Source organism: Woronichinia naegeliana WA131 (assembly GCA_025370055.1).
GTDB classification, from domain to species: domain Bacteria; phylum Cyanobacteriota; class Cyanobacteriia; order Cyanobacteriales; family Microcystaceae; genus Woronichinia; species Woronichinia naegeliana.
The window spans coordinates 2,213,257-2,226,095 of record CP073041.1 but is presented as its reverse complement, the minus strand read 5'-3'; the positions used below and the strand labels follow the sequence as shown (position 1 = coordinate 2,226,095).

Annotated in this window: 13 protein-coding genes, 2 pseudogenes and 1 riboswitch; of the genes and pseudogenes, 9 read left to right on the top strand and 6 right to left on the bottom strand. The window is 40.2% G+C overall.

The features are described from left to right. Positions 1-235: 235 nt before the first annotated feature. The 3 genes and pseudogenes from KA717_11365 to KA717_11355 form a co-directional block, all read right to left on the bottom strand. Positions 236-868, bottom strand: a complete 633-nt coding sequence (locus KA717_11365) for a TVP38/TMEM64 family protein (protein ID UXE64630.1) — start codon at positions 866-868, stop codon at positions 236-238. Between the two features lie 49 nt (positions 869-917). Next, the gene (gene arsS / locus KA717_11360) at positions 918-1,913 is read right to left on the bottom strand and encodes an arsenosugar biosynthesis radical SAM protein ArsS (protein ID UXE63198.1); all 996 of its coding nucleotides are present in this window, start codon (positions 1,911-1,913) and stop codon (positions 918-920) included. A gap of 147 nt (positions 1,914-2,060) precedes the next feature. Next, positions 2,061-2,162 (bottom strand): annotated as a pseudogene (locus KA717_11355) (IS5/IS1182 family transposase). A 535-nt stretch (positions 2,163-2,697) separates the two neighbouring features. Here KA717_11355 and KA717_11350 point away from each other — a divergent pair. The 4 genes from KA717_11350 (at position 2,698) to KA717_11335 (ending at position 6,323) form a co-directional block, all read left to right on the top strand. Then, entirely contained in the window at positions 2,698-3,570 is an 873-nt protein-coding gene (locus KA717_11350) for a transposase (GenBank protein ID UXE63197.1), read from the top strand. A 300-nt stretch (positions 3,571-3,870) separates the two neighbouring features. Beyond that, on the top strand, positions 3,871-4,617 hold the full coding sequence (locus tag KA717_11345) for a hypothetical protein (protein UXE63196.1): 747 nt from the start codon (positions 3,871-3,873) through the stop codon (positions 4,615-4,617). A 111-nt stretch (positions 4,618-4,728) separates the two neighbouring features. Continuing rightward, entirely contained in the window at positions 4,729-5,760 is a 1,032-nt protein-coding gene (gene dusB, locus KA717_11340) for a tRNA dihydrouridine synthase DusB (protein UXE63195.1), read from the top strand. Positions 5,761-5,840: 80 nt separating this feature from the next. Next, on the top strand, positions 5,841-6,323 hold the full coding sequence (locus tag KA717_11335) for an MEKHLA domain-containing protein (protein ID UXE63194.1): 483 nt from the start codon (positions 5,841-5,843) through the stop codon (positions 6,321-6,323). Between the two features lie 71 nt (positions 6,324-6,394). Here the strand turns inward: KA717_11335 and KA717_11330 are convergent, their stop codons facing one another. The 3 genes and pseudogenes from KA717_11330 to KA717_11320 form a co-directional block, all read right to left on the bottom strand. After that, complete coding sequence (locus tag KA717_11330) at positions 6,395-6,775, bottom strand: hypothetical protein (GenBank protein ID UXE63193.1); 381 nt, start codon at positions 6,773-6,775, stop codon at positions 6,395-6,397. A 54-nt stretch (positions 6,776-6,829) separates the two neighbouring features. After that, positions 6,830-8,111, bottom strand: a pseudogene (locus KA717_11325) (ISKra4 family transposase). Positions 8,112-8,170: 59 nt separating this feature from the next. Next, positions 8,171-8,479, bottom strand: a complete 309-nt coding sequence (locus tag KA717_11320) for a hypothetical protein (protein UXE63192.1) — start codon at positions 8,477-8,479, stop codon at positions 8,171-8,173. Positions 8,480-8,698: 219 nt separating this feature from the next. Continuing rightward, a riboswitch (TPP riboswitch) is annotated at positions 8,699-8,794 on the top strand. A gap of 8 nt (positions 8,795-8,802) precedes the next feature. Between KA717_11320 and thiC the strand changes: the two genes are divergently transcribed. From thiC to KA717_11295, 5 genes are all read left to right on the top strand, one after another. Continuing rightward, on the top strand, positions 8,803-10,182 hold the full coding sequence (gene thiC / locus KA717_11315) for a phosphomethylpyrimidine synthase (GenBank protein ID UXE63191.1): 1,380 nt from the start codon (positions 8,803-8,805) through the stop codon (positions 10,180-10,182). 55 nt (positions 10,183-10,237) lie between these two features. Next, entirely contained in the window at positions 10,238-10,474 is a 237-nt protein-coding gene (locus KA717_11310) for a DUF4160 domain-containing protein (GenBank protein ID UXE63190.1), read from the top strand. Continuing rightward, the gene (locus KA717_11305; protein ID UXE63189.1) at positions 10,455-10,754 is read left to right on the top strand and encodes a DUF2442 domain-containing protein; all 300 of its coding nucleotides are present in this window, start codon (positions 10,455-10,457) and stop codon (positions 10,752-10,754) included. Before KA717_11310 ends, KA717_11305 begins: the two co-directional genes overlap by 20 nt. 213 nt (positions 10,755-10,967) lie before the next feature. Further along, positions 10,968-12,323: a cold shock domain-containing protein gene (locus KA717_11300; GenBank protein UXE63188.1), complete on the top strand. Its 1,356-nt coding sequence runs from the start codon at positions 10,968-10,970 to the stop codon at positions 12,321-12,323. Between the two features lie 202 nt (positions 12,324-12,525). Beyond that, positions 12,526-12,837 (top strand): DUF433 domain-containing protein, encoded by a 312-nt coding sequence (locus KA717_11295; GenBank protein ID UXE63187.1) that lies wholly within the window; start codon positions 12,526-12,528, stop codon positions 12,835-12,837. Positions 12,838-12,839 lie beyond the last annotated feature (2 nt).

Below are 12,839 nucleotides of genomic sequence, written 5' to 3'. Positions count from 1 at the left end.
TACTTTGAGTTTTTATCTTCATTACTCGACCTTGTTCACTACGGGTTCGAGACCCTCTCGATTTTTCGATTTTTCGAGTTTTTGAAGGATTGATGAGTGGCGACCTAGACTAAATCTCGGCTTTTATAACCAAGGGGGAATCGGTCTACCACTCTTCCTTTAAGATACAAGGGGGATCGACTTAGGAGATCAAGAACTATGAGTTTCGAGTTAGACAGAGTTTAAAAATGTCGAATTATTGACTCAGATCCGTATTTTCTACGCTTAAGGCTCGACGGGCAATTTTCGTTAAATAAACAGTAACGGCGATCGTAGCACCTAACCCTATTAGACGTATTCCCCATTGCAGCCAAAAATTTGTCGGCTGTTCCGAAGTCCCAATTTGAGCTAGGCTACCTGCCAAAGAACCTAGATAAACGTAAGTAATCGTGCCTGGAATCATGCCGATTGAGCCGATCGCATAATCTTTGAGAGAAACCTGGGTAATCCCGTAAGCATAGTTCAGCAAAATAAAGGGAAAAAGAGGAGAAAGTCGGGTTAATAAGACAATTTTTAGACCAGCCCTGCCAACAGACTGATCAATCACTTGAAACTTAGGATTTTTGGCAATTTTACGAGCAACCCAATCCCTCGCTAAATAACGCCCAATTAAAAAGGCCGCAGTACTACCCAATAAGGCTCCCAGAAAGACATAGATTGAGCCCAAAACAACACCAAAAACGGCTCCGGCTCCCAAGGTGAGAATTGTCCCAGGAAAAAAACTAACCGTTGCGATTCCATACAGTACAATAAAGGCGATCGCGCCCCAGAGGCCAAGGTTCTCTATCCAGACCAGGGCTTGGTGCAGCAAATTTTGTATGTTGGACATTTGTACTTTTCCCCATTGATTGTTACCGTCAGTCATTTTTCGGTAATTTTTATAGTAGAGCACCACCACAACTCGATCCACTTCCCGCCGTACAACCATAGCAAAAGGGAGCCGTGCGAATTTCCTCAATGAGATCTAGGGTTCCGGCGTTAAGAAGATCCTCAACCGTTAAAGATTGACCATTGGATTGCTTCGCCGCTAAATTTTCCATTTGGTTAAAATCACAGTCATAAATATTGCCAAGATGATCAATAGAAAGTTCTTGACGACACATTAAATGCTCTAGGGTATGGTCATTAAAGTTAGCCGCTAAAAATTGGAGATAAGACTGGTAAAGACGACGATTTTCCAAGAAAAAGCGGGTGCGGCCAATGGGTAAATTGGTAATAGTCAAAAGATGATTAAATTGGATATTAAACTGCTTTTTTAAATAGATTTTGTAATCTTGCTCTAGACTTTTCTGATCAGGGGTTAGAGAAAAATTCTCTCCTTCAGGAATCGGAGGGTTATACACTAGATCAAGAACTAGATTGGTGTCGTGACTATAGCTTAACCGATTTAACCATTGTAACGCTTGAATTGATTTTTGATAAACCCCTTGGCCCCGCATTTTATCAACATTATCAGCTAAATAACAGGGAAGAGAAGCCACAATTTTGACTTGATTTTGAGCACAAAATTCGGGAATATCGGTAAATCCTGTTTCAAAATAAATGGTTAAATTAGATCGAACAATTACCTGTTTTTCTTTCTTTCTGGCTATTTCTACTAAGGCTTTAAAACCATAGAGCATTTCAGGGGCACCTCCCGTTAGATCAACAACTTTAATTTGTGGGAATTGTTGAATGAGAGTAATCAATTGCTCACAAACCTCTGGCGAAATTTCTTCCCTCCGTTGGGGACTAGCTTCCACATGACAATGATTACAGGTTTGATTGCAGCGTTTACCTAAATTAATTTGCAGAACAGTAATTTTCTGTTTAGTGAGGGGAGTTTTTAATTTTTTTTCAAAAGGAATGAAAGTCGAGGTACATTGAGATGGCATAGTGATTTGGCGAAAAGTCTGATAAGAAGATGGTTGTCTCATTGAAACTTGTTGTTACCAATTTAGAACACGGCTAAAGGGCGATCGCGCGGCCTATTCAATTTTGAAGTACATAATGTCTGAATATGTATTATACGATACCTCATAACGATTATCTTTAGCCGTTACTCCCACATCTCCCTCTTTTCCAGGCAATAGCTCTTTGATTCTTTCCCATTGGTCATCCCGTAACGCATAACGCCTTGTCATACTTACATCTTGCAGCAGAACAAAAGAACGATTGGCGGAAAGGGTCAAAAGAGAGGAAAAAAGAGTAAGTGCTTAGGTAAAATTATTTATACATAGCGATCCTTGTGTAGCAAGGCTTTCGGATTTATCTAAAGGGTAATTCATTTTGCATAACTACTTAGGGCTTGCTGAATAAGTATAGAACCCTTGCCGGATAATGCTTTCAATCATTTTAAAAACGATCAGGTGCAAGGTTATGGCCTTTGGAGGCTCAAAGCCCATGCACGTCGTTGGAAAACTGGGGGTTGAAATTGGAAACAACTCTCTGAAGTCACCATTTTTCGCCTCCTGTGGCATCTAGGTTCGTTTTGTGGACTTTTTCAGCAGACCCTATTTAGGTTATTCATTTTTACTGTTGATTCTATCTAACTGGACAGTGGGAAGTTCTCGAGCAGGGTAAGTGAGAAAAGAAAATCGGACATGCGATACCCAAGAGTGCCGTTATGTCCGAAACTGGCTGATATAGAAAATCGATAGCCAGTGCTATCTATCAATTATGCAACTATGTCAGCGACTAGAGCAAATCCTAGAGAATCTCCGTCCCGCCTTTAGCCGAGAAGCAACGTACCAATGGTTTATCCTATTAGCCTGGGGAGTAGTGCTCAACAGCCAACCGAGCGCAATAACAAGCTATGTCAATGCCTTAGGGTTAACAGAGAGCTACTACCATCAGGCACTACATTGGTTTGAATCCAAGGCATTTAACGTCAAAGGACTGACCTTGGGATGGTCGAAGTGGGTAAGTCAGCATGAAAATCTATATCGAATCAAGGAAAAACGAGTGTATGTGGGGGATGGAATCAAAGTGGGGAAAGAAGGGCGCAAGATGCCAGGGGTAAAACGACTACACCAAGAATCCGGAAATGTGGCGAAGCCAGAATGGATAAGGGGGCATTACTTCAATGCCTTGAGTGTTTTGGTGGGAGCAGGAAAAGCCTGCTTTGCCTTGCCCTTAGTGTTGCGGCTAGACGATGGCATCAAGTCCAAAGCAACGGCAAAGGAAGGGAAAAAAGGCAGCAAAAAAGAGAAGACTACTCTAGTCACGAAAATGGGGGAGCTTTGCACTACCTACGCAGAGGCGGGAAGCTATGTGATTTTGGATGCTTACTTCGCTTGTGGAGCAGTGCTCAAAAGTTTTCGCCAAAATGCCTTGCATCTCATCACCCGAGTGCGTTGCTCTACAGTGGCATATGCTCCCTTTTCTTCCGTTCCGACCTTGAGGGGGAAAGGACGACCACGGCTTTGGGGGAGTTCAATAAAACTAGAAAGCCTGTTTGCTCTTGTGGAGGATTTTCCCACCGCTAAAGTCTGGCTCTATGGTCAACAAGTCTCCGTTTCTTATCAGTGCTTTGAGTTCCACTGGGGATGATGTTATAAACCTGTGGATCGATCCTCTGAATCGTAGTCACTTTGCCCATTAGAAAGCTATCTATCCACAGATTCAGAACACTACCCTAAACCCCTTGACCGTAAGCACTTAAAGGATTTTGTATCTTTAGCTACATTCTGAATTTGGAATTGCTGAACCAGCCTGATGGCTCTTGACTTTTTTGAGAAGTCTTGCTTTAATCAAGTTAGACTTAAGTCATTCTATGATTTTGTCTCCTGAAAAGTTACAGTTACGTTTTTCCTCGGAAAGTTTTATTGAAATTAGGGCCAATTGATTAAGATGAGTCACTTTAAATCTCTACTGCCTATTTTGGGAAGCCTCGCTGTTTCCGGTTTGGCTGTTTTAAGCGCAGGCCAAGCATCGGCAGCAAACTTTAATTCAACAGGAACCATTGACGATTTTACTGTTACCCAAGCCGCCAAAGATCCTGGATCAATTTCCATTCCTACTTCTAGTGTTGTTTTTGACAATGCTAGTGATTCGTTTATCGGCACGTCTCGTACTCTAACCGCAACTCGCGTTAGTGGGCCTAACAGTATTACCGCAACGGTTAATGATGTCGCTAATGGTGGGATAGCTAATAACTTTAATGTGGTTTCCCAAACTGGTACCCAAGGAACGGCTGCTTTACAGTACTTGAACAGTTCGGAGGTTTTCGATTTAACGGCGGGGGGGAGGTTTACCGGACTGGCGATGCAAATTGCTGATCTGGGTAATCCCTTTAACTATGACTACAATATTACGGCAAGTGATAGTTTAGGAAATAGTGCGACGTTGTCTGCCCTTTCCTTGCCAGTGAGTGGTAACTCAGCTAGTGTGAGCTTCGATAAGTTTGCTGGTGTGGATTTCAGTAAGCTCAACAATCTGAATTTTACCTTTAACACGGTTGCAGGAGCTAACTTTACGGCTGTTAAGGCGATCGCGGTTCCCGAATCTAATCCTGCTATCCCCTTAGTCTTGCTAGGTGGAACGGCTGTCGTGATGACCTGGCAAAAGCGTCGTCAAAACCAGGCAACGAAATCCTAATTTTATCGATAGATAGAACTTTGTAGCCTAGTGATTCTTTTCTGAGAAAACACTTCGATCATCGACGGAGATAGCCTTTAATGTTAGGGTTATCTCCTATTTTTATGGGCTATGATCCTAATGCAACTTTCTTCTGAGCAACAGCAAAAACTAGCTGCCCCCTTGAAAATTGGCAATATCACCCTTAACAGCCGCGTTTTTCAATCTCCTCTATCTGGCGTAACCGATTTGGTCTTTCGGAGTTTGGTGCGACGCTATGCCCCCGAATCAATGCTTTATACCGAGATGGTAAGTGCTACGGAAATTCATCATCTTCAGCAACTTCCCCAGGTGATGGAAATTGAACCTCAAGAACAACCGATTAGTATTCAATTGTTTGATTGCCGTCCCGATTTTATGGCCGAAGCGGCTCAAAAAGCAGTGGCAGAGGGAGCCAAAACCATTGATATTAATATGGGCTGTCCTGTCAATAAAATTACGAAAAAGGGGGGCGGTTCTTCCTTACTCCGTCAGCCTGTGATCGCCCAAGCGATTGTTAAAACCGTTGTAGAGGCAGTATCGGTTCCAGTGACAGTGAAAACTCGTTTGGGGTGGAACGAGCAAGAAATTAATATTTTAGATTTTGCGAAGGGGCTAGAGGATGCTGGTGCGGCGATGGTGACGGTACATGGACGAACTCGCGCCCAGGGCTATAATGGCTCGGCTTGCTGGGATTGGATTCGACGGGTTAAGGCGGTTCTGACGATTCCAGTCATTGCCAATGGTGATATTTTTTCAGTGGAAGCCGCGATCGCCTGTTTAGCGGAAACAGGGGCAGATGGCATTATGTGTTCACGGGGAACCCTGGGCTATCCTTTTTTAGTCGGAGAAATTGAATATTTTTTAAAAACAGGGGAAACTCTACCTACAAAATCTCCGATTCAACGTTTGCAATGTGCTAAAGACCATTTACATCATCTTTGGGAATATAAGGGAGAACGGGGTATTTTCCAGTCTCGTAAGCATTTAGCTTGGTATTGCAAAGGCTTTGTAGGAGCAACCGAGTTACGGGAACAGGTTTTTCAGATCCGGTCTGTCGCCGAAGGGGAAAATTTGCTTGATCGGGCGATCGCAACTCTACAAAATCATCCCAATTGCGGTTAAATATAACTCAACGGGATCAAGACTCCACTGCTCAATATATCCTGTTATTTTCAAACCATGGCCACCTGACAGCTTAATTTATGACTTTTCCTGAGCCTCATGCTAACAATAACTATCTCTTAGACCATATTGTTTTACTGCAAAGTAGTTATAGAAAATTGACGGGCAAAGAGATCGGTAATCTAGGGTTGCAAGGAAAAGATCTAGCAAAAGCCATTTTTGAAGCTCCCTTCGTCGTCCTTTCCCATGACACTCGTTCCGATCCGATTTTTACCTATGCCAATCTAACAGCTCAAACTCTTTTTGAAATGGACTGGTCAGAACTTACCACCTTGCCCTCTCGGCGATCGGCAGAACTTCCTAATCAAGAAGAACGGGCTAATCTACTAGCAACCGTTACTCGCCAGGGTTATATCGAAAATTATGCAGGAGTACGTATTTCTAAAACTGGTCGTCGCTTTATGGTTCAAGAAGCAACGGTTTGGAATTTGATTGATGAGCAAAAAAAGTATCATGGTCAAGCTGCAATGTTTAGTCGTTGGCAATACCTAAGCTCTCCCTAAACCAGAATTAATTTCTACAAAATTTAAATATTTCTCCCATAGAAGTTTCAAGATTAAACTGCTTATCCTTTTCAATATTGATGGGTAAAAATATCAGTTTTCCACACCACTGGAACGGTGGGGCCCAATCCAGCAAAGGATTGATGTTTAAAGGTTTTTAAGGAAGTCATCGTTTGGGTAAAATAGTAGTCTCTATCTGAATTATCAACAATTAATATGCCTTGCATGGCCAATTTTTTAATGCTATGGGCGATCGCTGCTGGTCTAGCTCTACCATCCACAAGAATCACATCAAAGAAATGATCGGGAAAGGAATCGATCTGGCGAATATAGGCCTGAAAGGAATGGTGGGTAAAATCAGGACTTCCAGACCTGTAGGTATCAGGATTCGTATAGTCCTCTTTTGGACTTTGTTTTTCTAATAATTCCGGTTCTGCCAATCGATAATCCACAGAATCTTGCTGCTCTAAAAGGGTGCGACCTTTAGTTGATAAAAGCTGTTGTAATCAGGGTTCTACAGGGAACCCATATTGATCAAGTTTTGCCCAAAATTGACTCCATCGTTCCTTCGTCAATACCAAAGCTCGTAGGCTCAAAATAATTCCTGCTCCTTTTTCCTTCCATCGCATCCCTGAACAACATAATCGTTGTTTGACCAACGTCTTACAAGCTGCTTCCGTAACACCTGAACCAATCGGATACTTTTTCTCTAAGTATTCAGCATAATCCATTTGATGCTGATGATTCTCGTAATAAGTAATCGCCGCTTGTAGTTTCTCGGTAAGATTCTTAGAATGACTTTTTTCTTCTTTGACTTCTTTCATCAGATTTAGCAGTTCTCCTGCTTTTCCTTTTTCATGCTTGAGTTCTCGACAATTTTCAGTCAACCATTCTTTTTGTTTTGACACGGTATTCGGATGCAACGCTTCTGCCAAGGCACCTAAGTAACCAGAGGCATGATAGAAATCTAATATCTGTTCTTCCGTCTGCTTTTCTAAAAACTTCCAATTTGATTCTGCACCATCTGCTATACCGACAAATTTTGCCTCTGGATAACGGTTTTTCGCTCGCTCAATTTCTCTTTCTAATCTTTCTAGAAAACTCTTTTTTCCATACTCTGGTGCCGCACCTAGATAGATTGTAGGTTGACGTTCGCCTTCACTATCGTATAGGGAAACGGTTCCCACCATTGCTTCACGGTAGCCATCCTCACACATCAGCATACAGGTTCCATCTAATCCTATTCCCACTGTTGCAATTTGGCTATCCTCCTTGGGCGGGGCATAACTCCACGCTTCTTCTTTTGCCTGTACCACACTTCCTACTGCTTCACTCAATCTTTGGATATAGGATAGCGCTACTTTTCTACCATGATTTTCTAATAAATCATTTTTCACCTCTTTGCCTGCCATCCCTGACATTTTTGAGGATACCTGTTTTGCCAATAATGGCGTTGATGTTATGATTATCCTTGCTTCTCTTTCTAAGGGGCAATACGTTTTTCCTCAAAGGTGAACGCTGATATACATGACGATTCACTATAACCTCACCATAAGGTGTTTGATATTCTTTCGGTTGCTCTCCCTTACTCTTCCAGATTTCTTCACCGATTTTTAAGGGTGAACCATCTGTATCTAAATATTTCAAGGCTTCTTTGCTGGCGATGCAACCTACTTCGTTTAAGCCTTTTTGAATATTTATTTCTGTATCCAACATTGAACGACTGAGTTCTAATGTTAGTTCTATTTTTATCTTTGAACCCTCTACATTAATTAGTTTTGCTGTCATCATTGTTTCCTCTTTGTCACTTTTCATCCCATGTTAACACTTTTCTTTTCCTTCATCAACTAAAGGTCACACCCCTCTAAAAGGGGTTTCATTTTTTCATACCAGCTGCGATCATGCTCTAAGGAAACGCAATTAGCCCCTTTGCGAAGCCAAAATAGAGTTGAGCCACCACTGCCATATTCAAATACTTTTTTACCTTTTAAGTCTAAATCTTCTAAAAAATCAATGGCAGCAAATACTAACCAAGGCAATTGATTTTCAATTAAATAATTGTCTGGTAAGCTCTTAAACCATCGCCATAAATATCGACATTGAGCAGGTTTTTTGAGACAAAGCTTGACAATAAACTGTAAATTTTTAATAGTCATAAATATTAATTAAAATTGAGCAACAATGCAATTTAGTTAACGTCACTCAAGCTATTTTAGCAGGATTTAACCTCTTTGATGATTTAACGAAGGAGACAATTTCAAGAGAGCTAACGTGATTCATAACCTTATACCCTACACGACTCATAGAAAAAAATCTGTAAATTTTAACTAATCTAACCATCCCTTCGACAAACCCCAAAATAATGCTACAATTTCTCCTTAAGCTAGGGGTGTCTAGAAATTTAGGCTGAGAAAAACCCTTAGAACCTGAGACTGGGTAATACCAGCGTAGGGAAGCTGTTTATTCGAGGATTTCACATATGCGTACAGAATGGGTTGCTAAACGCCAGGGTGACAGTAATGTTTCCCAGATGCACTATGCTCGTCAGGGTTTAATCACTGAGGAAATGAATTATGTTGCCCAACGGGAAAATTTACCGGCGGATTTGATCCGGGAAGAGGTAGCAAGGGGGCGCATGATTATCCCCGCCAATATCAACCATACCAATCTTGAGCCGATGGCGATCGGGATTGCCTCTAAGTGTAAGGTGAATGCCAATATTGGAGCCTCGCCCAATTCTTCTAATATTGATGAAGAGGTGGCAAAACTAAAACTGGCGGTTAAGTACGGAGCCGATACAGTGATGGATTTATCCACCGGCGGTGGCGATTTAGACGTGATTCGCACGGCTATTATTAAAGCGTCTCCTGTTCCCATTGGCACTGTTCCCATTTATCAAGTTCTGGAAAGTGTACATGGTAGCATCGAAAATTTAACCCCCGATGATTTTCTGCATATTATCGAAAAACACGCCCAGCAAGGTGTGGATTATATGACAATTCATGCGGGTTTATTAATTGAATATTTGCCTTTAGTTAAAACCCGAATTACAGGGATTGTGTCTCGTGGCGGCGGTATTATTGCTAAGTGGATGTTGCACCACCATAAACAAAATCCCCTTTATACCCATTTCGATGAAATTATCGAGATTTTTAAAAAGTACGATGTTTCTTTTAGTTTAGGTGATTCTTTGCGTCCTGGTTGTACCCATGATGCTTCGGATGATGCCCAATTGTCAGAGTTAAAAACTTTAGGAAAATTAACTCGTCGTGCTTGGGAGCATGATGTACAGGTTATGGTGGAAGGGCCTGGCCATGTCCCCATTGATCAAATTGAGTTTAATGTGCGTAAACAGATGGAGGAGTGTAGTGAGGCTCCTTTCTATGTGCTTGGCCCATTAGTCACCGATATTGCACCTGGTTATGACCACATTACTTCGGCCATTGGAGCGGCGATCGCGGGTTGGCATGGTACGGCGATGTTGTGTTATGTAACCCCGAAAGAGCATTTAGGTTTGCCTAACGCCGAAGATGTGCGAAATGGCTTAATTGCCTATAAGATTGCCGCCCACGCTGCCGATATTGCTCGTCATCGTCCTAATGCCCGCGATCGCGATGATGAATTATCAAAAGCTCGTTATAACTTTGATTGGAATCGTCAATTTGAGTTAGCGTTAGACCCCGAACGGGCTAAAGAATACCATGATGAAACCTTACCGGCTGACATTTATAAAACGGCGGAATTCTGCTCGATGTGTGGGCCGAAGTTCTGTCCGATGCAAACTAAAGTGGATGCGGATATGTTAGAGGAATTAGAGGTCTTTCTAGCAAAGGATAAGGAATTAGTCGCTCAAAGTTAATGGGTTAAAATGAAGGTGGGTGAAATTCCCACCTTGGCAATAATTATTGAAAAAAATGCCTACCGTTTGTCAAGTCGGCCCTTACAATTTTATCTTTTTTAGTTCTGATAAAGGTGAACCACCCCATATTCATGTTAGACGCGATCGCCAATTAGTCAAATTCTGGCTTCAACCTATTTCTTTATCCAAAAATCGAGGTTTTAAAGATCATGAACTAAATGATATTTTACAATTGGTAGAAACTTACGAACAAACATTATTGGAGGCTTGGCATGACTACTTTGATGCTTGAAACTGACCCCCTCGCTACCCAAATTGAAGTCACCGATGAAAAGTTAATCGTAAATTTGGTAGATGGGCGCAGTTTAATTATTCCTTTATCTTGGTATCCTCGCCTACTTCATGCAACTCAAAAAGAAAGAGAAAACTGGGAAATTTTGGGAGATGGTTACGCGATCGCCTGGGATGATCTTGATGAACATATTGGCATTGACGGTTTATTGGCAGGTAAATCTAGTGGGGAAAGCGATCGCTCTTTTAAGCGTTGGTTGATAACACGCCAAATTTCTTAAACGAAAATTAGTTTTTAAACACTTGCAAAACAAAGATTCTAAATTTATACTTAAAGTGTCGTCTTCGGGTAAGAATAATGACAGACGAGACACAGAAACTAAATTAAAGACAAATAGGTACTTGCTCAACTATAATCAGGTAAAATTGGGGCAAGTCAAATTCTGGGATTAATTCTCCCGACAACAGAGTACCAGTGAACTAGGGTGTCTTCTATGTCCTATCACATTGATAAAGATAAATATTTAGATGCTCGAATAGAAGGGATAGTTATCAAGCTTATTCCAGAGAGAAAGGCGGGCTGGATAAAAGTAGTGCACGAGAATCAGGACTTCTACTTTGTCAAAAGTCAACTAATTGGCATTATTTTTGAGCATCTTTCTGTTGGGGATCAAGTACAGTTTATTCCCTACCATAGTCCTGATAGAGACTTAAGTTTCGCAAATAAAATTATTTTGTCGAAGCCAATTGTTCATAAAGACGAGAGATTAATTGGGCGTATAAGTCGTATTTTTGAAGATCAAAACTATGGCTTTATTAAGGTTGATGATAACAATGCAGATCGCTACTTTAAAGCACAAGAGTTAACAAATAGAGAATTTGCAGACTTGAAAATTGGTGAACGGGTAAGTTTTATTGAAAGAATATCAAAGCAAAATGCTAGATTTGCAAATAAAATAATTGTCATTGACTCTAGTGAAGATGAACAGGAAAGTAATAGAAACTTTACTCCTATAACTTCAAATTCAAGGTATGAAGGTTATGTAAAAAACATTATAGAGGAAAAACAATCTGGTTGGATTTTTTTAAAAGAGCAAAATGAAGATATTTATTTTGTTTCCACGCAATTAAAAAACATAGAGTATAAAGATATTAGGGTCAATGATAAAGTTGCTTTTAATATTGGTCTTAGCCATGATGGTAAAAAATTCGCGAATAAAATTTCACTTATATCCAATGACAATGATAACAATGTTTTTGAAAACTTAACTGAGCCATTAATAGAAAAAATTGAGATTGATCCTGTATTAGATCTGATCTCTCAACAGATTATTCAGGTTTTTTCTAATATTCAACAGATTACTAATCCTTTTGAATTTGAAAATGGTGTTTTTCTTTTGTTAAGATGTATAGGTATTCATTCACTATATCAATATGACTCTAAAAACCAGGCTGGGAGAGGTGATGGATTTTTTATTATTGGCAATTTAGCTGTTATGTATGATTGTACATTAAGAGAACAATTTGAAGATTTCAAAAAAGATCAGATTGAAAATTATGTCAATAAAATTGATCAATCTCAAATCACTTTTGAGCTTAAAAAACCTAATGGTTCTACATACACGAAGACAGTTAAGATTGCTGGAAAAAATCGTCAGGTATGGATTATTACCAAGGGAAAATCAAGAGAAATTAGTGATTATGGAAATGTTAAAGTTAAGGAAATAGGAGTCAATGATTTAATTTGGCTCTTTAACATTCGGCTTCGTAGCAACATTATTGAAGAGGAAGATTTGTCATCAAATTTTTTGTCCTGTTTAGAAAAAATTGATTTTAAGAAATCTAATTAAAACTTTTACTCATCTATATTTTTCTGTTTTTTGGAAATGTAAATATACAACTTGAGCTTACTGTTGTTATTAAGTTTCCTAAAAAGATTACTATGATTTTTGAAAAATAGTTTTTTTCGACAATTTATCAAAGCAATCTCGTTTTGAAATATCAATTTATCATTAATTCCCAAATTCTATCTGCATTAACCCAAAATCTACTATGTTAACTGTTAACTATCCCCATATCACTAAACTCAAAAATTCCTCCGCTTGTTTAGAACGTTTTCCCCGTATTCGCGTCGCACAAATTGTGATGGATTATCTTGCCTACGGTTGGTCAGTAGAAGAAATGTGTCACCAGCATCCCTATCTTTCCCTTGCAGAAGCCCATGCGGCCATGGCTTATTACTTCGACCATCAAGAAGAAATTGATACTGAAATTCGGGAGGAGTGGGAGCAAACCCAACTAGAAATGAATCAATCGGTGTCTTCTCCTTTTTATGTTCGGATGAAAGCTAGAGGTTTATTATAAAT